Origin of the sequence: Paramicrobacterium humi (genome assembly GCF_900105715.1) — a bacterium.
GTDB lineage: Bacteria > Actinomycetota > Actinomycetes > Actinomycetales > Microbacteriaceae > Paramicrobacterium > Paramicrobacterium humi.
In genome coordinates, this window is sequence record NZ_FNRY01000001.1 from 974,355 (window position 1) to 993,680 (window position 19,326).

The 19,326-nt window shown below is 62.5% G+C and carries 24 protein-coding genes; 9 read left to right on the forward strand and 15 right to left on the reverse strand.

Translation table 11 applies throughout. The features are described from left to right. Positions 1-49: 49 nt before the first annotated feature. The 8 genes from BLV49_RS04950 to BLV49_RS04985 form a co-directional block, all read right to left on the reverse strand. Entirely contained in the window at positions 50-1,561 is a 1,512-nt protein-coding gene (locus BLV49_RS04950) for an ApeA N-terminal domain 1-containing protein (RefSeq protein WP_091180699.1), read from the reverse strand. 204 nt (positions 1,562-1,765) lie between these two features. Further along, on the reverse strand, positions 1,766-2,665 hold the full coding sequence (locus tag BLV49_RS04955; RefSeq protein WP_091180701.1) for a hypothetical protein: 900 nt from the start codon (positions 2,663-2,665) through the stop codon (positions 1,766-1,768). Continuing rightward, positions 2,662-3,249, reverse strand: a complete 588-nt coding sequence (locus BLV49_RS04960; RefSeq protein WP_143033959.1) for an HAD domain-containing protein — start codon at positions 3,247-3,249, stop codon at positions 2,662-2,664. Before BLV49_RS04960 ends, BLV49_RS04955 begins: the two co-directional genes overlap by 4 nt. A 3-nt stretch (positions 3,250-3,252) precedes the next feature. After that, positions 3,253-3,567: a hypothetical protein gene (locus BLV49_RS04965; RefSeq protein ID WP_091180707.1), complete on the reverse strand. Its 315-nt coding sequence runs from the start codon at positions 3,565-3,567 to the stop codon at positions 3,253-3,255. A gap of 25 nt (positions 3,568-3,592) precedes the next feature. Further along, on the reverse strand, positions 3,593-4,198 hold the full coding sequence (locus BLV49_RS04970) for a hypothetical protein (RefSeq protein WP_091180711.1): 606 nt from the start codon (positions 4,196-4,198) through the stop codon (positions 3,593-3,595). Continuing rightward, positions 4,195-5,124: a metallophosphoesterase family protein gene (locus BLV49_RS04975; RefSeq protein ID WP_091180715.1), complete on the reverse strand. Its 930-nt coding sequence runs from the start codon at positions 5,122-5,124 to the stop codon at positions 4,195-4,197. Before BLV49_RS04975 ends, BLV49_RS04970 begins: the two co-directional genes overlap by 4 nt. Continuing rightward, positions 5,121-5,411, reverse strand: a complete 291-nt coding sequence (locus BLV49_RS04980; RefSeq protein WP_143033960.1) for a hypothetical protein — start codon at positions 5,409-5,411, stop codon at positions 5,121-5,123. The genes BLV49_RS04975 and BLV49_RS04980 overlap by 4 nt, the downstream gene beginning before the upstream one ends. A gap of 54 nt (positions 5,412-5,465) precedes the next feature. Continuing rightward, positions 5,466-6,014: a hypothetical protein gene (locus BLV49_RS04985; protein ID WP_091180720.1), complete on the reverse strand. Its 549-nt coding sequence runs from the start codon at positions 6,012-6,014 to the stop codon at positions 5,466-5,468. Between the two features lie 860 nt (positions 6,015-6,874). Here BLV49_RS04985 and BLV49_RS04990 point away from each other — a divergent pair. From BLV49_RS04990 to BLV49_RS05000, 3 genes are all read left to right on the forward strand, one after another. Continuing rightward, positions 6,875-7,474: a DUF305 domain-containing protein gene (locus BLV49_RS04990; protein WP_218132595.1), complete on the forward strand. Its 600-nt coding sequence runs from the start codon at positions 6,875-6,877 to the stop codon at positions 7,472-7,474. 164 nt (positions 7,475-7,638) lie between these two features. Next, positions 7,639-7,998 (forward strand): Cd(II)/Pb(II)-sensing metalloregulatory transcriptional regulator CmtR, encoded by a 360-nt coding sequence (gene cmtR, locus BLV49_RS04995; RefSeq protein ID WP_091180723.1) that lies wholly within the window; start codon positions 7,639-7,641, stop codon positions 7,996-7,998. Next, on the forward strand, positions 7,995-8,651 hold the full coding sequence (locus BLV49_RS05000; protein ID WP_245723539.1) for a cation diffusion facilitator family transporter: 657 nt from the start codon (positions 7,995-7,997) through the stop codon (positions 8,649-8,651). The genes cmtR and BLV49_RS05000 overlap by 4 nt, the downstream gene beginning before the upstream one ends. 114 nt (positions 8,652-8,765) lie before the next feature. Here the strand turns inward: BLV49_RS05000 and BLV49_RS17305 are convergent, their stop codons facing one another. The 7 genes from BLV49_RS17305 to BLV49_RS17405 all read right to left on the reverse strand — a co-directional run bounded on the left by BLV49_RS17305 (position 8,766) and on the right by BLV49_RS17405 (position 13,837). Further along, complete coding sequence (locus BLV49_RS17305) at positions 8,766-8,894, reverse strand: hypothetical protein (protein WP_281245310.1); 129 nt, start codon at positions 8,892-8,894, stop codon at positions 8,766-8,768. A gap of 1,220 nt (positions 8,895-10,114) precedes the next feature. Beyond that, positions 10,115-10,330: a heavy-metal-associated domain-containing protein gene (locus BLV49_RS05010; RefSeq protein WP_091180728.1), complete on the reverse strand. Its 216-nt coding sequence runs from the start codon at positions 10,328-10,330 to the stop codon at positions 10,115-10,117. 83 nt (positions 10,331-10,413) lie between these two features. Next, entirely contained in the window at positions 10,414-11,142 is a 729-nt protein-coding gene (locus BLV49_RS05015) for a cytochrome c biogenesis CcdA family protein (RefSeq protein WP_434061451.1), read from the reverse strand. Further along, complete coding sequence (locus tag BLV49_RS05020) at positions 11,139-11,780, reverse strand: TlpA family protein disulfide reductase (RefSeq protein ID WP_091180733.1); 642 nt, start codon at positions 11,778-11,780, stop codon at positions 11,139-11,141. Before BLV49_RS05020 ends, BLV49_RS05015 begins: the two co-directional genes overlap by 4 nt. Then, positions 11,737-12,615: a F510_1955 family glycosylhydrolase gene (locus tag BLV49_RS05025; protein ID WP_091180737.1), complete on the reverse strand. Its 879-nt coding sequence runs from the start codon at positions 12,613-12,615 to the stop codon at positions 11,737-11,739. The genes BLV49_RS05020 and BLV49_RS05025 overlap by 44 nt, the downstream gene beginning before the upstream one ends. A gap of 131 nt (positions 12,616-12,746) precedes the next feature. Then, entirely contained in the window at positions 12,747-13,322 is a 576-nt protein-coding gene (locus BLV49_RS05030) for a DUF305 domain-containing protein (protein WP_091180739.1), read from the reverse strand. Between the two features lie 89 nt (positions 13,323-13,411). Continuing rightward, the gene (locus tag BLV49_RS17405) at positions 13,412-13,837 is read right to left on the reverse strand and encodes a DUF6153 family protein (protein WP_350339265.1); all 426 of its coding nucleotides are present in this window, start codon (positions 13,835-13,837) and stop codon (positions 13,412-13,414) included. A 219-nt stretch (positions 13,838-14,056) separates the two neighbouring features. Between BLV49_RS17405 and BLV49_RS05035 the strand changes: the two genes are divergently transcribed. From BLV49_RS05035 to BLV49_RS05060, 6 genes are all read left to right on the forward strand, one after another. Further along, positions 14,057-14,407, forward strand: a complete 351-nt coding sequence (locus BLV49_RS05035; RefSeq protein ID WP_091186805.1) for an NADH-quinone oxidoreductase subunit A — start codon at positions 14,057-14,059, stop codon at positions 14,405-14,407. 341 nt (positions 14,408-14,748) lie between these two features. Then, positions 14,749-15,585 carry a hypothetical protein gene (locus BLV49_RS05040; RefSeq protein WP_143033962.1) on the forward strand — a complete coding sequence of 279 codons (837 nt, stop codon included), beginning with the start codon at positions 14,749-14,751 and terminating at the stop codon, positions 15,583-15,585. Further along, the gene (locus BLV49_RS05045; RefSeq protein WP_091180747.1) at positions 15,582-16,517 is read left to right on the forward strand and encodes a complex I subunit 1 family protein; all 936 of its coding nucleotides are present in this window, start codon (positions 15,582-15,584) and stop codon (positions 16,515-16,517) included. The genes BLV49_RS05040 and BLV49_RS05045 overlap by 4 nt, the downstream gene beginning before the upstream one ends. Positions 16,518-16,519: 2 nt before the next feature. After that, on the forward strand, positions 16,520-17,083 hold the full coding sequence (locus BLV49_RS05050; RefSeq protein WP_091180750.1) for an NADH-quinone oxidoreductase subunit J: 564 nt from the start codon (positions 16,520-16,522) through the stop codon (positions 17,081-17,083). Continuing rightward, positions 17,080-17,382, forward strand: coding sequence for an NADH-quinone oxidoreductase subunit NuoK (gene nuoK, locus BLV49_RS05055; protein ID WP_091180754.1), 303 nt, complete (start codon positions 17,080-17,082; stop codon positions 17,380-17,382). Before BLV49_RS05050 ends, nuoK begins: the two co-directional genes overlap by 4 nt. Further along, positions 17,379-19,325 carry an NADH-quinone oxidoreductase subunit 5 family protein gene (locus tag BLV49_RS05060; protein WP_091180758.1) on the forward strand — a complete coding sequence of 649 codons (1,947 nt, stop codon included), beginning with the start codon at positions 17,379-17,381 and terminating at the stop codon, positions 19,323-19,325. The genes nuoK and BLV49_RS05060 overlap by 4 nt, the downstream gene beginning before the upstream one ends. Position 19,326: the final 1 nt, after the last annotated feature.

Consider the following 19,326-nt stretch of genomic DNA (forward strand, 5'->3'; position numbering starts at 1 on the left):
GTCCGCTGATAACCCCCAATTATGTTGCCAGTTTTGCCCCGTTTCTCCGTCAGCGTGCCACGGTTAGCACGCTAGTAGCGGCCCGCTGCTGCACCGTGGCAGGGAGACCGAGCTCGGACATCAGTATGAGGGCGATGAGTCCGGAGGTCGCCCAGGCGAGTTCAAAGATGTTCGGATCCCCGTTCTCGTCTCCGCTGTGAGCGAGCCCGTTCCGAGCGCGGACGAGCCGGCCAGCCCATTCTTCGACGTCGGGAACGAGTGCCTCGCGAGCCTTCTGGTCGGGTATGGAAGCGAGTGCTCGAAGGCGTTCCCTCAGGCTTGGGGCGTTGCGAAGAGCGCGCTTCACCCAGGCTTTGTCGTCCTCGTCCGGAATAGCGGCGAGCACATCATCACGGAGCTTGGCGAAATGCTCCTTCGTCATGTCCGTGATATTTCCGCGAAGGGAGCCATGCAGCGCTTCGGCGGCGATCACGGACATCAGCAGTCGTGTTTCGGTGAATCCAGGGTTCGAATAGCTCATGCCGAAGTAGACATTGCACGCGGCCGGCGCTGCGTCGCGGATGCGCATCCACTCAGTCAAGAGCCGGTCGAACGCGAGGTCGTCGCAGGTGAATCGGAAGTCGTGCTCCGATACGCCGGGGGCGGCCGGTTCAGCAGTATGTACACGGCGCCCGTAGGACTCGACCTCGATGGGGTAGCTGCGCGTCGATCCATCAGCCATGCGGTGTTCACGTTCCCGAACATGGCTGAGTGTCGCGCCGATGAGGCCGGACGGTTTCCCGGACGCGAGGGTTACGAGGTCCATGATTCGAAGGATCATCTCATCGAACCCAGTCGCGGTCGTGGATGAATCGGGAGTGAGGAAGAGATACGCCGTGATGTCGCTGGCGACGGTTTCGCGCTCCCGGGTTCGCGTCATTTGAAAGTGCTGTGCGTGTGCGCGAGCTTCGATCCTCCACCCGTCTACCGTGACTGTCCGCGGTTCAGCGGGCCGCACGGATGCCTCATGGCTTCCATTACCAAGATCCGAAGATCGCATGGATGTCGGAAGAGCTAGCCAGGTGGCCAAATTCTCGATTTGGATGCGGGCCGAGCGAAAGACCGGTTCGTCGTCAGTGATGTGGGCGCCCACGAGCGCTTGGTGTACATGCATGCGCTGGAACGTCGGACGCGAGAAGAAGCCACCGCGGCTGGCCAGCTCGAAGCACTCCAGCAGCGTAATCGGTGTCCCCTCGGCCTCCCCGAGCAGCACCGGCACGTCCCGATGCCGCTCGCTGGCCACGACTGGGCCAGGCCGGGCGGCTCTGTTCGTCAAGTCGAAGCCGCCGATGAGCTCGAGGTGTGTCGAACCGTTGGCTTCGACACTTAACCGACCGGGGACACGGTCGTCCGGGGCATCTGGTAACCACCAGTAGCCATGCCACTCGTTCAACTCGCCCTCGCCGTCCATGAACTTCAGTATGCACAACACGAGCCTGTCGAGGTGTTCCGTCCCCCTCCGGGAGCTGACGAGAGCATCCGAACAGGCGAACGAGAGCCCGAAGTAGTCGGGCCCGGTCATAAGGAGTGCATGGGAAGGCGTCGTTGATGCAAGAGACTGCGAATTTCGCAGTCGACGGATTGGTGGCCCCTGACGCTTTGCGACGAATACGATCTGCGTTCAGGGTTCTATGCGGGCTGTCATCCACCGGGTGTCGAGCACGGAGAATGATGCGCGACATGGCCGTCAGATCTGCACTGCTGCTGCTCCAGCGTTCGCCCAGGATTACGGTCGGGTGAGTCGGTCCGTGTCCTCGATTGCCCATTGTTTGATGAGGGTGATCTTGCCTTCACGGAGGAGATCCCAGCGTGTGGTGCTGGCGCGCTCGAAGGCCTGATCGGCAAGCCACCCTGCTTGAGTCATGTCCGTAAAGCCGGCTGCCAGGGCCGTGAGGACAGGGTGGAGCCCGGGGATAAGGGTTCCGTTCCTGAACTGCTGGATGGGATAGTACGCGCCTGTGTTGAAGTCCACGCCAAGGATTTGGTGGCGTTCTCGCATTCCGCGGAGTTCGTCCTCGCTGGCCCCAAGACGGGAACGCACTGTGTGCTCGGCGACCCATGGCCCGATCGTGTCGATGTAGGGGGCGGTGCGGTTCTCCTCCAGGAAGGTGCGCATCGACTCGACGTGTTCGCGGGTGAGTCCCCGATGCGCGAGGGGTTGGATGAACAAGCCCGGTAAGCCCGGGTGTCGCTGCAGGATTTCTCGTTGGCAATCGGGGTGGGCGTAGATGTCGTCGGCGAAGATGTAGGGCTGTGGGTACTCGTCGAGGGCGGCGTTGATCGTGGTGATCTTCCAGTTCGGGTCCTCGGACAAGGTCGCGCCGGGACGCAACGGCGGGTGGGGCAGAACCCGGCCCTCGGCGAGTCGGCCGCCTGGCCGTGTCTCGTTGAGGAACTCTTCGATCGCGTTGTTCTGGTTCCAGGTTGAGCACCACCACACCTCAACGTCCAGTGCGTTGAGGGCGTCGAAGAGCTCGCGACTAATGCGGACATAGTAGGTTCCAGCGATCTCAGCACCGTATCGTGCCTTCGTCAGCTGGATCCTTGCGGTGCGAGCGTGTCCCCATTCGTCGCCGATGTGGCGGGCCTGGATGACTTCGTCGATGTCGAGGATGAGGACCGTCATGCCTCTTGTCCTCCTGCGGCTTGTTGCCTGGTGGAAACGCCTTGGCAGAAGGTGCGGATCTGGTCGAGGTGATCACGGGTGAGACCGGTGTCGGAGTCCGGGGCGAGGACAAGGCTGGGATGTCCAAGTTCGCTCTCGCTGATCTCGTGGCCGAAGGTTCTGGCGTCGATGTCATCGATCCAGATCACCGGTCCCGGTTCAGCGGTCGTAACACGGTGTATTTCCTGGATCTTCCACCGCCAGGGCAGGTAGAGGCCGTCCTCTCGTTGTGGCATGCGCAGCGCGTGTCCTCCTCGGAGGCCACCGATCGTGGCAAGGAAACTGGTTAGCGCAGATTCCGGGTAGAGCCAGCTCGTCAGATACAGCAGTTCGAGGTCGAACTCGTCAATCAGCTCCTCGAGCTGCGTGACCAGCTCCGGCGCCCAGGTGATCACGAAACCCGGATGGGGAGTCCCGTCTGTGTTGCGGTAGGTGACGCGTCGAGTGCGGGTGCGGGACCAATGCTCGGACGCATTTGGGGTTTGTAGAACACCGTCGAAGTCGAGAAAGAACTTGATGCGGCCGGGGCGTCGTGTTTTGTTCATCGTTCAGGTGCCGGCGGGGTCGTCATCGAGTGGTTCGGGGCTGAGTGCGATCGTCACGTCATCGACGACGCCCTCACAGTAAACGTCGTCAAGTTCATGTAGCCCGAGAGATGAAGCCCATGCTCGCGTCGTGTGTTCGCGTTGTTGTGCCGAGTCGTTGAGCGGCCAGCCCTCGATGTCGATCTCCAGGTGCCGGGATAGCTGCCACCGCATGGGAGGGAGGTTTACGAGGTTGCCGTGTTGGTTCATGAGGTCTTCAATACTGGTGTTGATCGGCAGCCTGAGGCCGCCGGGCCACGGTGTCGGTTGCTGCTTCATGCTGTGCTCCTTCCTTCGTCGCAAGTCAGGCTCGTGATCGGGTGGCGTCGCGTTTCGCATGGGCGATGACGAGATCACCGTGGCCGAGGCGCAGCATCTGAACAGCCGATAACCGCCCGTAACCCGAATACGGCGAGTTAAGCCACAGTGCGATGTCCCACGGTCCGCCGATGTTCTCCAGAATCGGGTACAGCTCGGGCAGTCGCGGCAGGAGCGACTTGTCGGGCGCGAATTGGAAGATCGGACAATGCGGCTCGGTCTCGTCCAAGCCCGTCACGGTCAGGACTCTGCGCGCATCGACGAGCGATTGGAGCTCGGCACTGCTTAGTTCCAACCAGTCGGCGAGCTGATGCTCGCTGAATACCGGGCCGACTGCCGAGAACCAGCTGCCTCTGGTGGGGTGTTCCAGAGTTGCCACGTCCGGGTTCCTACCAAGTGTGATCAGCATCCGCTTGCCGTCCGGGAGGTGAACCTCGATCGGGAAGCCTCTTGCAAGGCCGTAGTACTCGGATGCTGTCAGTGACACGCGCGGACGCGGCAGTTCCGACTCCTCTTCGGCCTCGAGCTCTTCCAGCGGTTGTGTGAGCAGCCAGCGCACCAGCTGGCCGTCCAGCTCGTTCTGCTCACTCATCGGTGCACTCCTAGGTGGTCGAGGAGGTATGGCCGACCCTCCACATCGATGACCTCAACGCTGAGGTCGTCGAGGTTCAGAATCGCGCAATTGCCCCGCGATGCTCCTTGAGCATCGAGTACGACAACGCGGGTCGCAAAGCTTTCCGATTCGGTCTCGAACTCGATGGTCTCGTCGACGTGCCAGTGGTAGTGCCCGGCCAGTGAGAGCCGAGGGCGCACCTGCACGAATCCTTCATGGAACATGCGTCGCCCGCGCTCGGCATATCGGATCCCCTGCCGCGGCACGAAGTCGCGAATCGACGCAAGGTGCCGGTCCAAAGACGGGACACCAAGCGGTACGTCGTGCGACAGAAGCACGTCCACCGGCTCTTCCCCGAGCACACGGAGATCGGCGAGCGTGATCTGCTCTTGCGCCCACCAATCACGGCCTTCCAGCCTTCGATACCGGTCGATGCTATTGGCGCCGCCTAGCGCAGCGAGCCGAATCCCGTTCGAAAACACTGCGCGATAGCCGCGTGGGAGATGCCCTATCCGCTCCCCCACCCACCGAATCCCAGTCGACGAGACTGGGAATGTCTCAAGCAACGGGTGATCCTCGTGGTTCCCGTCGACAAACAACAACGTCTGATCCTGGTCCCCGAGGAACACGTCGAGGGCATTCAAATCGATAGGCCAGTTCCGGCGCGGCCAGATCATGCCGAAATCCCCCAGCTGAATTATCACGCGGATGCCGCGGCGGCCGAACATATTCGCGGCCCGGAAGATGTGGTTTCGGTCCCCGTGAACATCACCCATCAGCCCGATACGACGGCCGCCGAGGAGCGGCCATGTCGCCGACGCGTCATGCCAGACAACGTCGGCCGACACGTCACGCCGAATAGCGTTCTCAGGGCAATCAGCGACAGGCTGGTCCTTGCACGTCATGCCGCGTCCTCAATCTCGGTAATGCTGAGCACATCGGTCGTAACCCGGGTGGTGTTCATCACCGCGGGCCAACTGAGATCAATCAACAACACCATGGCTGCGCCCAGCTGACACTGGATCACCTGAAGCAGGATCGCCTCGTCCCCATCACGCCGAAGCTTCGCAGAGAAATCGGTGAGCCCGCGTTCGCGGATCATTGTTCGCCGGGTCAAATCAAGAACATAGGACGCACCGGAGGTCGTGCGGACGCGATACGCGCCGGACATACTGGAAATGAGAGACTGCACAACTGCGAAGCTAATCCCGCGACCAGATGCCTCGTTCCCGCTTTGGCATACGCTTCACTTCCGTCGCGGGGCAGTGATCCCCACTCTTCGGAGCCGCTCCACCTCCTCAGCAGACAAATCACCGCGCCGCGCAGCCATCCGCCGTTTCGCCGCCCAATCAGCAAGGCGACGCTCCCCCGCCTCAGCAGAGCGGTAGCTGGGTGCCTGACCGTGACCTGTGAAGAACTCCAGGTAGTCACGCTCGTGAGCTAGCTGCGCATCCCTGCGAGGATCCCAGCTGAAACCAGGCACCAGTTCAAGACGCCGCTGCTGGTACACACAATGCTGGGCACGAGTCGCCGCCCGCCGCTGATACCGCACCCAGCCCGCAAGCGCAGCCTCGGCTGCGGACGTGTGCTCGCCGCGCTCCCGCGGCAACCGACCGTGTCCGGCGAGGAAAGCATCAAGGTCGTTCACCCGGCGAATCCACTCCCGCACACGTTCACCACCCTCAAGGTAGGCGCCCGTGTGAAAGGCGTATTCGTTCGCAGCGAATACTGCCGACCGGGGATCACTGCCATTGTTGATGAACTCCGTGATGAGTTCACGTAATGCGTCGTGCACGTTTTCCTTCCCGAAAACGCGAGATGCGTTCTCGGGAGGCTTATGCGCGGCATCCGAGTTGATGGTGTTGGGCGAGTAGCACCGCGATCGCGCAAGCTGCAACGCCCTCGGGAAAGTAATGCATGCTGGACTTTGATCTGCGCGCTCCACAGGGCACGAAAGAGCGGTTTAGTGGTGCACGGATCCACAATCACCGCATGGCGGAGGACCCGCACATGCATCGCTCGAGGATCTGATCGGCATAGCGCTGAAAAAGAAGAAGGCAACAGAAGCATCTACGAGCCGGTCCAACCCGACGCGCTTACGCTCGACTGGCATGGCTCATTACTAACGGCGCGTACGGTCACTCAAACATCAGGTCACGAGACGTAGTTATTAGAATCGCCGGGCCACGAGATCCCGGCATATTTGAAGGACAGAAACGGTAGGGCATGAGACGTCTCGTATCCCTAAGGTTTCAAGACACAATCTGGTGGTCCCGCTGGTGGGGGGTACGTTACCTGATGGGTGCGGCCACCGTTCCAGTTTCGGCCAGTAGCTTCGGCCCGCTCGGGCTCGGCGTGTCAGGTGCGCCATAAACGATCGTTTGTGGCTCGGCAGAAATCCTTGCGTTGTGATCGTCTGGCTCAGGAGCTGCCGCGAAGAACCGGAGCAGGGCGCTCCGCTTACCCTTCCCCAACGCACAAGCGCAAGGTGGCTCGGTCATTGATATTTCCGGTGAAGGGTCGGTATTGGTGAGTTTCCCTCCCTCACCGCGCCGTAAGGCCATGCAACCGATGGTGCACGGGCTTCGCGCAACCCCCTTGTGGCACCCCTTCTACGCGGCTCAAATGGTGTGTCTAGGAAAACGAGGAGGCGAAATGTCGAAGGGTGAACACGACGATGCCGAGCGGCGTCCAAATGACCAGAAGCAGGAGCATCACTCGCTGACGATGTATCTGCGCTTTGCCGCTATGATCCTCACCGCGATGGTGCTGATGTACTTTGTCATGTTCACCGGCTCCTGGGAATGGAGCCACGTGCGCTTCAGCCAGAGTCGCGTATTCATGGCGCTCACCATGGGTGGCACCATGGGGCTCATAATGCTCGCTTGGATGCTGGGCATGTACAAGAATTTGAAGGCCAACGTTGCCGTGATCGTCGCGAGTCTGCTGCTCATCGGAGGGGGAATCGCGCTCGACCGCAGCCAGATCACTGTCGACGACACTGCGTTCATGCGCGCGATGATCCCCCATCATTCCCTCGCGATTACCCGCGCCGAGCGCTTCCAAAACCAGGATGTGCGGGTATGCGAACTGGCGGTTGAGATCAGCAAGTCCCAGCGGCGAGAGATCCTCGAGATGGACTGGCTGATCCGGGACATTGAACGGAACGGTGCAGCCAAAACACGAGAGGAGGCTGAGTCCCGGGCGGTTCCCGACTTTGAGGAGGCCGCCGAACGCCAATGTCCGGCAAAGTAACGGCGTAAAGACCACAACCAGGACATTCGCACTCGGGACTCAAAGTGTCCTTTACCACCTTTTGCTATCGCCCAACTTGAGTTGGCGAAAACCGCACTTCACGAGCGAAGTCCGGTGCATTCCGCTCATTCAATCTAGTTCATCGACTGCTGTATAGTCATTGCATGCTGGCTATCGCTACCCGCATCGATGTTATGAACAGACTCGGTCGAGCTATGGCCGATCCGACTCGTTCCCGGATCCTTATGACATTGCTCGAAGGACCAAGCTACCCCGCTGTGTTGTCGCGGGCATTGGGGTTGTCGCGATCCAATGTCTCCAACCACCTGACTTGTCTGCGTGACTGCGGGATCGTCGTTGCAGAGCCTGAAGGACGGCAGACGCGGTACGAGATCTCTGATCCGCATCTGGCGGCCGCGCTCACTGCGCTTGTCGATGTGACGCTCGCCGTCGATGAGCACGCACCGTGTCTCGATGACTCCTGTACGGTCCCCGGATGCTGCGAGATGGAAGTGGAGTCGTGAGCGTTTCCCTATCGGTCGAGCGCCGTGCTGCGCTCCACCGTCGTGTCTGCTTCATCGTGGGTTTCACCATTGCGTACAACGTGTTCGAGGCCATTGTGGCCGTGTGGGCCGGCACAGCTGCTTCTTCAGCGGCCCTCATCGGCTTCGGTCTCGACTCAGTCATCGAAGTGCTCTCCGCGGCGGCGATCGCGTGGCAGTTCACCCGGAAAGATCCGGAGCGGTGGGAGAAGGTGACCGTTCGCACGATCGGGCTCGCGTTCTTCGCGTTGGCCGTATACGTCACGATCGACGCCGTGCTGAGCCTGGTCCAGAAGGAGGGTGCAGAGCACAGTCCATTCAGCTTGGGTATCACGGCGCTGAGCCTCATGATCATGCCCCTGCTGGCATGGTTCGAGGTGCGCACAGGACGTCAACTCAACTCGAAGAGCGTCCTGGCCGACGCGAAGCAGCTCGTCCTCTGCATTTACCTGTCCGGGACAGTGTTCGTTGGCCTCATCCTCAACAGCCTGTTCGGCTGGTGGTGGGCCGACTCAGTGGCCGCGCTCATCGTCGCGGTGCTCGCAATCCGTGAAGGCATTGAAGCATGGCGCGGCGACGCCGAATCACCGTTCGAAGTTTTCGAGGGCCTCGAAGAGGAGGACGCTAACCATTGATTGGTTCGACCTCGATCTCCGGGCCAGTTCCGATCCCAAGCGGACACCTTGTTGGGGCAATTGTCCATGCATGCCACCTGATCGCTCTCGGCCTCCTATCGGCTAGTGGTCGCTTCAAAGTCCCGAGTAAACAGAGATGGCGCCGAAGATCGCGAACCCTGCGGTCAGGGCGATGGGACCTAGTTGCGAGGTGTCGCCTTCGTGGGCTTCGGTGATCATCTCTTCGATCACGACGGCGGTCAAGGCCCGCCGGTTAGGGCGAGGACGGACAGCGTGATGATCTCAGGAGCCTCGCGCAGGGCGAAATAGCCGAGGGTGGCCCCTAGCAGTACCGGAACAGTGAAGCCAGCAGCGAACAGTATCCGTTGGAGTCAGGGTATGCCAGCACGTCGCATGGTAGCGATCGCCGCAAATCCCTCAGGGATATCTGCCGGGACTTGGCCAATCGCCAGGAGCAGCCCCAGGACCGGGTAGACGATGGTCCCAGTGCCAATAATCACACCGTCGCTAAACAGGTCAATGGATACCCCGGAGAAGATAGTCAGGGCGCTGGCCTGCCGATCGGTGCCCCCAAGGCGAGCCCTGACCAGTCCGACCAGTCGATCGAGTCCAATAAACAGCACCCCACCGGCGACGAATGCGAGTAGCGGCGCCCATGACCGCTCTCCTCCTAGAGCTTGGGGCATGAGTTCTAAGCCAATGACGCGAGCACGATCCGCGCCGCAAGGTGCAGCGCGAGACTAAGTGTGCGACTCGAAATCCGAAATAGCTCGGCCAGGATAACTCCGGCGAGGTTTCCTGCCGCGGGCAGGAACGCAAACCCCAGGACCAGTCAGTACGTGCTCATGGGCTTCTCTTCCCCCGAATCCTCAATCGGCTAAGAGGATGATGTGACGACAGTCAATTCGCACCCGCACCCCGTAGGAGCCGTTGCCCTCAGCCACGCCTTGCTATTTGGCGGAGTTGCGTCAGTAGCGTTCGAGGAATTGTTTCATCTGGTCGACTTCTTGTTACTTGATGATCGTGATGTTGAGCATTTTGTTCTTGAACATGTCTCACATCACGGTGAATAGAAGTGCTGTTCTTTCTCGACAGGCCACGTCATCGGTTGTCGTTCCCGGCCTGCAGTCCTCATCGACCTCGCACGCTGGACCCAGCCACGTAAAGCACCGACGTTGATACCGAGCTGCTGCCCAACACGGCTGCACGCACCGCGGCGGCCACCCTGCTCGTCGCGAGCAGAATCGCTCGTTCCTTCAACTCCGGCGGATATTTCTTCATTGCTGGCATTGATTCTCGACCTTTCAGGTGATCAAGAACCTCCATCAAATCGCGCTCGATGCCTCATGGGCAAATACCCCAACGATCGCCGCTGCCGTTGCTGGTGCTGGTGCTGGTGGTCGACTGAGCCGCTACTTCTGAGGTAGCAACTCTTTTGGCCGTCGTTTGCGTGCCAGCGTCCGCTATGACACCGCGGCGGCGGAGTACCCGGCCTCCTGGACCGCAGCGAGCACCTTCGCATCTTCGGTGCCCTGCCCGGATGTCACAGTCAACCGGCCGGTTGCCGCGCTGACATCGACTTGCTCTACGCCTGCCAGTTGCGACACTTCTTCCCGCACGGACATCTCACAGTGCCCGCAGGTCATGCCAGTGACCTGATATTCGCTCTTTACGCTCATGGGTTCTTCTCCTTCACTCGATACCCCCTCGGGGTATCCGTGCCAACGACATACCTACCGTGGATATTCCTTCAAGGTCGGGTTCAGATGGGAAGCTCGTAGCCTCCGATCCAGCCTTGGATGTTGCCGATGATGAACGTCCACAGGCCGGAGAGCATCAGCACGCCCAGAAGGATCATCACGATGCCGCCGAGGATGTTGATCGCTTTGATGTGGTTGCGCAGGAACGCCATCGAACGGGAGGCCCAGCCGAACCCGAGCACAAGAAGCAGGAACGGGATCCCGAGGCCGAGGCAGTATACGAATCCGAGCAGGGCGCCGCGGCCGACGGATGCCGAGTCGAGACTGAGTGCGGAGATGGCCACTAGCGTCGGCCCAAAGCACGGCGTCCAGCCGAGCCCGAATGCGATGCCGAGAATCGGCGCCCCGGTGAGGCCCGCGCTGGGGGTGAGATTCAGGCGTGCGGTTCGTTGCAGGATTGGAACTAAGCCAAGGAAGGCCAGCCCCATGACGATGACGGCCGCGCCGAGGATGCGGGTGATGAGATCCTGCCACTGGATCAGCCAGGCACCGATCGTTCCGAAAAGTGCACCGTAGGTGACGAACACGATGGTGAAGCCGAGCACGAATAGGCCCACCCCGAGGAACGCGCGCGCACGTTTTTCCTGTGGATTGGCCGTGCCCGTCACGTAAGCGAGGTAAGCCGGAACCAGGGGCAGCACACACGGTGAGGCGAAGGAGACGATTCCGGCGAGTACCGCGAGCGGGACAGCAACGATGAGCTGCCCATTGAAGACCAGTTCCGGGATCACGCCTCCTCCACCACCCGGTCAATCAGTGCGCTCAGCGTTGATCCATCCACCCGGCCGAGCACTCGCGCGGCCACGCGGCCCTCATGGTCGAGCACCAGGGTCGTGGGGACAGCATTCGGTGCCAGTTCGCCCGCGAAGCTGAGCTTTACGCTCCCGTCGGTGTCAGCGATGGAGGGGTAGCTGAGGCCGTAGGCGTTGGCGAACTCTCGTGCGGTTGCAGCCTGATCGCGAATGTTCACCCCGAGGAAGCTGACACCGTCAGCACGATGGTCCTGGTACGTGCTCACCAGATCTGGGGCCTCTGCCCGGCATGGCGCGCAGGCGGCATACCAGAAATTCACGACGAGAACCGAACCGGCATAGTCCTCAGAGCTGATCTCTGCGCCCGTGTCGCTGGTACCGTTAAAAGTGACCGGCGCTCCACGGTCTGGGACTGGGATTTCCAGGATCGAGCCGTCGCCGGCGATATATCCCTTGTTGCTGCCAGAACGGTATTGTGCAGAGAGGTCCGCGTTCCCGGAACACGCTGCCAGCGTGATGGCGAGAAGCGTAGCCGCCGCGGCAGCAAGGAGACGCCTTGTGGCCGTGCTCGTCTTAGCCGATGTCAACAATGGTGCTCCAAGTTTCACCGAGGTCATCGGATGTGACGATGCCGTGTTCGAGAGCGAGCACAAGAGAACCCTTCGAGGTGACGGTGAGCGCTTGAGCAATCCCGTCGATGGTGCCGCCGGAGACCCAGTCGCGGTCGCTCTGCTGTTCCCAGACGGTGCCGGAGGTGTCAATGCCGACCAGGCTGCCGCCACGTGTCGGATCGGCGGCCAGAAGAAACAGTGGCGGGGCGTCAGTCGCAATGCTAAACGTGGCACCGGCGTCAGAACTTATAGCGAGGCCGTTCTCGGTCGTCGCGTACACGATGTCGGGGTTGTTGTCCGCGACAAGTGCACGAGCCACCAGGCTGGCGCCCGGCTTCCAGCTCACCCCGCCGTCCGTGCTGATCTGGATCTCCTGAGAGTCGGTCCGGATGCCGTACAACCGTTTGGAGTCAGCCGGGCTTGCGGTGAGACTATGGAAATCCACTTCCCCGGCCAGTGACACGCGGGTCCAGTTCTTCCCGCGATCCTCACTCTTGAGCAAGCCGAGGTTCGGTGCCGCGAAATCCCGCGGAGAACTCTCTCCGGGGTGCCCGGAGGTGTACCAGGTGTCGCCGGCTGCGACGAAACCCATCGAGTCGAAGGCGATTTCTCCGATAGGGCCGGCGATCTCCGCTGCTTCTCCCGTGGTGACCTCGTAGATCCCATTGTGAGAGGCGACCAGGAGAGCACCCTCGGTCGATTCCGAGAGCGCGTGGATGTGAGCAAGTTCGGACGCAGCTGCCGGCGCGTCGTGCGGCTGAGTCGTTGAGCACGCGGCCAGCGTCAGGATCACGCCAGCACAGGTGCTGGCGGCCATCGCCGTTCGAAGCAGGCGAGTCATGCTCGACCCCTTTCTAACGCGTCTACTGCGGCAATGGTTGATGTTGCGAAGCACAGGCCGAACATGGATGTACAGAGATTCACTGAATCAATCCTTAAAGTCAGAAGTTAGATACCACCCGGTTCTTCTTGCTACAGGGTTTCGAGGAGGTCCTGCATTTTCTGGATCTCGGCGTTCTGGTCGTCGATGATCTTCTGGGCAAGAGCCAGCGCATCCGCGTTGTTTCCCTGATCGATCTCGGCCTCAGCCATAGTGACCGCGCCCCTGTGATGTTCGATCATCTGCTCAAGGAACAGCGAGGAAGCGTCCGCGCCACTAGCAGCGTCGAGCTTGCCCATGTCCTCGCCGGACATCATCCTGTGATCCATCTGCATATCGCTCTCTACGCCCCATGCCTCTAGCCAGGAGTTCATCGTCTCGATCCCCGGGCCCTGAGCTTCTTTGATTTTCTGAGCGAGTGCTACTACTTGACGGTCTACACCGTCCTTGGCCAGCAGCATGTCGGACATCTCGATCGCCTGCTCGTGGTGGGCAGCCATTCCCATCGCGAAGTCGGCGTCGGCGTCATTAAATGTCGTCGACGAGATTTGCGCCGATGGCGAGTTGTCGGCGGTGGAACCGCTGCCGCTGCCGGGGTCGGAGCAGCCGGCGAGCACAAGAGCTGCTGCCAGGGCAGCAGAGGACAGCGAAATAGTACGAATTCTCATTGTTCACTTTCAATCAGCAGGTACGAATGATTCCCACGCGCCCATCCAGGCGCGAGTGCAACCGGTGACAGCACCGGCACGGGAGAGAATCAGGTACGGCTGATTGAGAGTGCGTGAAGTGACGGCTGAGGCGGAACAGAAACAGTTCCGGCGTTGCCCTGCATCAGCGTGAGAGGGCGAACAAGGGCAGCAATCCGAGTGCACAGAAGTGGTACAGCGAAAAGCACGGGCAAGAGGAGCAGCGCGAGCACACATCCCATGACGGTCATTGCGTGTTCGCTGCCGCATGCTCCTGTGCAATCGGCAGCGTTTTGACCATGATCAGGCATCGGTGAGACATCGACTGTCGACGTCGTGATGACCGGACTCGTGGCGCCTATGGAATGCTCCGGAGCCGTTGTGAACGAGTGCATTGAGAGCAAGCCGATAACAATAGCAAGAACAGCGAGAACGCTCAGCAGCAGGTTGCGAGAGGCCACGCCATCCGGCGTCAAGCGTCGCTGCAGGGCATGCACGTTGAAACCTCCCTCGTTCGATTGTTAACTAACTATTCCAGTTCTCGATGTGTCGAGTCTGCGAAATCCAGTTTGGTTCAAAAACATCCCCTATAGCGAGCATCGTCTGCTAGTTCTCTTAATCTCCGCGGCGCAAAAGCGCACCCGAGCGTTATGTTGGGTCGGAGAACTGATTGATCTGATAGCGCCGTGGAATCGAGGAGTGGCGGGAGGAAGTGCGTGTCCACCTACATCAGCATTGCCGTCCTTCTCGCCGCCGCGCTGTTGGCAGTCGGTGGCCTCTACCTGCTGGCCCGGTATACCGCCGTGGCCGCAGACCCGCTTGAACGGATGCCGTTTCTCTCCGGCTGGGCAGCGCAGGAACATGCCCTATCCCGGTACCACGCCAGGTGGTATCCGTTGACCCTGCTTTTTCTCGCCTTTGACGTGGAGATGCTCTTCATGTATCCGTGGGCAGTGGTCGTCGCACGAGACGGTATCGGTGCCGTTATCGAGATGTTCGTATTCCTCGGCGTGCTCATGGTTGCTGTCGTCTGGGCCTGGCGAGAGGGAGCGCTGCGGTGGGTCTGAGGGCAAGTATCGCGCTCCGGGCGGTGCAGAGCGTCCATGTTCTCGTCGTCGAGGCACCTGGGTGGGGTGTGACTCGGATGCGGGTCGAGGCGGAACTCGCCCGCCGGGGCTGGGCGGCGGCACGTTCCCCGGCGGATGCCGACGTGCTACTGGTGTGTGGAGTACCGGGGAAGAAGCTCGAGTCCGTGTGCGCACGAATCTGGTCGCAGCTTCCCGGTCCGCGTGCCCGGGTAGCAGTCCACGGCGCAAGCGACGTCGCCTCAGCGCTGGAGAAGGCAGCGACTGAACTACTCGATGACGGCAGACAGCAGGGCGATGCACGGACCCGCTCGCACCAACCGATGGAGACGAGGGAGACCGAGCCTGCAGAGCACGGCGGGAACGAGGAATCGGCCGAGCACAGCAAGCCCATGGACATGGACATGGACATGGACATGGACATGAGCATGGACATGCCGATGCCGGGAGGAATTCCTCTGGCGAGCGGCGGGTCTGACCGCGACGGCCTTGAGATGGATGTCCTTCACGTGCCCCTTGGCCCGGTACTCCCCCACTGGCCCGCGGGCCTCGTGGTGCACTGTGCGCTTCAGGGCGATGTGATCGTGAGCGCTGAACCCGAAGTCCTGCCGGCGGGACTGCAACCGAACAACGGCGGCCCTATCGGGAACAATGACCGGTCGGCGGAGGACGAACGACGGAGCACGGTCATCCGTCTTTCCGATGCCGCTGTGCAGGTGCTTGCTTTGGCCGGATGGTCGCATGCGGCAGGCCGCGCACGAAGGATTCGCGACGAGGTGTCGGCGGGCACGGCACTGGTCGACGTTGCAGCGGACCTCGACGGCCTCGCGCGGAGCGTCAGCCGTTCCTGGCTTCTGCGCTGGGCGCTGAAAGGCATCACCGTCGGCGGTGCCTTCGCGAACGCCGGGGAAGGAATTGGCCAGGATGAGCCTGAGACGGTGCGAGACCGTCTCATCGGCTGGCTTGACGAGGCGCGGCGCATCGCCCGGGACAACAGGGAAGCGTACGAGTCGCCGGACAACCCGGAGCTGCAGCGGAGCCTTCTGGACGCAATCCCACGACTGCTCAGCGGCACGGATGTTGCGACGGCGCGACTCATCGTCGCCGGCCTGGCAATCCAGACGGCCCAGATCGCCCAGGATCGAGAGCCGCGCACATGATGGACGCCGCCGGGACGAATCCTGCCTGGGCCCTGCTCGCCCCGGTCGTGCTCGGCCTTCTCGCCCTGGCAGCAGCGGCTCTCAATGGGATCCTCGTCGCCCGGGCCGAGGGCCGGACCTTCCGGTCGGGGGCGGCCGCTCCGGTGTTCGAGCTCGCTCGCCTGATGCGGCAGCGGCGGCGCACCACCGTAGCGGCCGACGTGCTGCTGTGGCGTATCGGCTGCTCCGGCCTCGTGGTGGTCGCGTTGCTGAAGACGGCGGTTATCCCGATGGGGCCGTGGGTCCTGGCCGACATACCGGTCGGGGTCGTCTGGTTCAACGCGATGGATGTCATGGTCTGGGCGGTCGTCTGGCTGATCGGCTGGGGCGCGAACAGCGCCTACTCGCTGATCGGCGGCTACCGGTTTCTCGCGCAAGCCGTGTCATATGAACTGCCGCTGATGTTCGCACTGGTCACCCCCGCCGTCGCGGCGCGGAGCTTGCGGGTGAGCGATGTGATTGCCGCTCAGCAGGAGCTGTGGTTCATCGTCTGGATGCCCGTCGCTTTCGTCGTCTACTGCCTGAGCGTCGTCGCCTTCTCCAGTTGGGGGCCGTTCGCAACCGCAGCGAGCGGAGATATCGCCGGCGGTATCCTCACCGAGGTCTCCGGAGTGGACCGGCTGTTGATTCTCGCGGGACGCTATGCGCTGCTCACGACCGGCGCCGCCTTCGCCGTTGCCCTCTTTCTGGGCGGTGGGGCCGGCCCGCTGTTACCGGACTGGCTGTGGACGCTCGTGAAAACCCTGCTGCTGCTTGCGGCGTTCGTCGCCGTGCGGCATCGCATGCCGGAGGTGCGCCCCGATCGTCTCGCCGAGGTCGCGTGGATGATCGGGCTCCCCGTCGTTCTTCTGCAGACGCTCATTGTCTCCATCGTCGTGGCTGTCAGGGGTTGAGGATGCTGTCGATCATCGTTTTCTCTGTACTGGCGGTCATTGCTCTCGCCTCGGGAATCGCGGTCTTCCGTGTCGACTCGATGGCGCGCGCGACCTACGCCCTGGCTGTCTCGTTCGTCGCGGTCGGTGCGATGCTCCTGATGTTCGACCTCGACTACGTCGGGGTCATCACGATTCTCATGATGGTGATGGAGATGGCCATCATGGCGATCTACATGATCATGTTCATGGGCATGAACCCCGCCCTCATGCCGATGAGCATGGTGCATAACAAGCGCTGGTCGGCGATCCTCGCCGGGGGAACCTTCCTCCTGCTGGCCGGTGGGGCGCTGCTCGTTCCCTGGCCGGCGCGCGTCGGTTCGCCGGCAACCGACTCGACCGCATCCCTCGGCGAGGCGATCATGGGGTCGAAGATGCTGGTGATGCTCACCGTGAGCCCGATCCTGTTCGCCACGATCGTCGCCGCACTCGTGCTCGCGAACCCCCGCGGCCGCTATGACCGGTGGGGCGACAACCTGCAGCGTCCCAGCCCCGACGACCCGCAGCAAGGAGGGTTCGGCAAATGACACTGCAGCTCGTTCTTATCGCCGCCGCGGCGCTATTCTGCGTCGGGCTCTACGGTGCGCTCTCCCAGCAGGTCGTCGTCATGGTCATGATGGGTTTGGAGCTGATGCTCAACGGCGTCATCCTCGCTGCGGCTGCCTTCTGGTGGTTCCTCGCACCGACCCCGGACGGACAGGTGCTCCTGCTCGTGGTGATCGCAGCGATGACCGTCGAGATGGCAATGGGCTTCGCGGTCGCCACCCTCCTGCACCGGTCCCGCGGGTCCGATATGACCGACTCGGCAACGGACCTCTCCGGATGAACGCCGCAGCAGTGAGTGCGATTGGTGTGACGTCGCTGTGGCTTCTCGTCGGCCTGCCCGCTCTCGCGGGAATCGCGCTCTGCATCACGGGCCAGCACGCGAACCGGGTGGCGGTTCCGGTATCCCTTGGCACTGCGGCCGTGACCGTGGCGTCGGCGTTCGTCGTCGCCTTCTCCCGCCCCGCCGTCGAAGTCCCGTTCTTAGCCGGTGCCCCATTCGGGCTAGCGGTGGACGGGCTCTCGGCGATGATCGTACCGACGGTCGCCGTCATCACCCTCGCGGTCCTGGTCTTCGCAGCTGCTGAGGGAACCGAAGCGCCGGCGCGCTTCCACGGACTGATGCTCATCTTCGCGGCGGCCGTTGCGGTGACGGCGACCGCCACGACACTGCCCGCTTTGCTGTTCGCCTGGGAGATCATGGGCGCCATGTCCTATGCGCTGATCGGTTTCCGCTGGCGGGAAGACTTCCGGGTCACAGCGGGACTAACCGCGTTCATCACGACAAGGATCGGAGATCTCGGCCTCTATATTGCGGCCGGAGCCGCAATAGCCGGCGGCGCCGGGTTGGGACTCGCGGACCTCGCGACAGCAGCCTCCCCCTGGCACCACCTCATCACCGCGGGAATCCTGATGGCCGCATTCGGCAAGGCCGCCCAACTGCCCTTTAGCTTCTGGCTTTCCCGGGCGATGGAAGGCCCGAGCCCGGTCAGCGCCCTCCTGCATTCCGCGGCCATGGTGGCGATGGGCGGCTACCTCCTCCTCCGACTCTCCCCGCTACTGGAGGTCACCGGCTGGGCTGGCCCGACGGCAGCGTGGGTGGGAGCTGTGACCGCCCTGTTGCTGGGAGCAGTCGCCGTGGCCCAGCGCGACCTCAAGCAGCTCCTGGCGGCATCCACTGCAGCGCAGCTCGGCTTCGTGGTGCTAGCGGCGGGTGTCGGTTCGATAGCCGGCGGAACAGCGCACCTGATCGCACACGCGTCGACGAAAGCCCTGCTGTTCCTGGCCGCGGGCGCGTGGCTGAGCGCCCTCGGAACCAAACAGCTCTCAGCCCTCCGCGGGGCGGCACGTCGCTGGCCGCTGGTCGGAGTGACGTTCGCCGTCGGCGCGCTCTCACTGGCCGGCGTCGTTCCGCTCTCGCTCTGGGCGACGAAGGACGATGTTCTTGCCGGAGCGCTCGAGGCAAACCCGCTGCTGTATGTCGTCGGGCTGGCCGCCGCAGCGCTCTCTGCCGCCTACGCAGGAAAGGCTCTCGTCATGGTGTGGCGTCGCCCGCTGTCGAACGCACGCGACGAGTACGACACCGAGCAGCCCGGCACCCGGCACGTCGGCACCTGGGAACGGATACCGCTGGTCGTACTGGCAGCCGGCGCGGCAGTATCCGGAGTACTCGCCCTTCCCCCCGTCGGAAACTGGCTGCGCGGTGAGCTCGGAGCGCAATCCGACCCCCGGCCGGGCCTGCTCGAACTGGCCGGCTCGGCCATCCTGGCGCTCCTCGTGCTCGGGTTGGTGGCCTGGAAACGGATGCCCCAGCCGGCGTGGGCGGAGAAGTGGCTGGGGTTGGAGCAGACCACCCGTGTACTCGTGGTCACTCCCGTGCTCTCCCTGAGTGAACGGCTGGCCCGCTTCGACGACGCGGTGCTCGACCGCGGCATTCACGCCGTCGCTCGTAAAGCTGTGCGCGGAGCACGCAGCCTGGCCCTGTTCGATGACCGAGGCCTGGATGCGGCGGTCACCGCGACGGCTCGTGCCGGCGTGCGTGCCGCATCCGTCGCCGCGGCGGCTGACACCAGCGGCGTCGATGCGGCGGTCGAAGCCGCAGCCCGCACGGCTCGTCGGCTGGGCTCGGCAGCTCGGCGGCCGCAGACCGGCCGGCTCCACCAGTATTACGCGCAGATCACCGTCGTTCTCGCTGTCGCCGTCGTCCTTCTTCTCGTTGTGAGGTAGC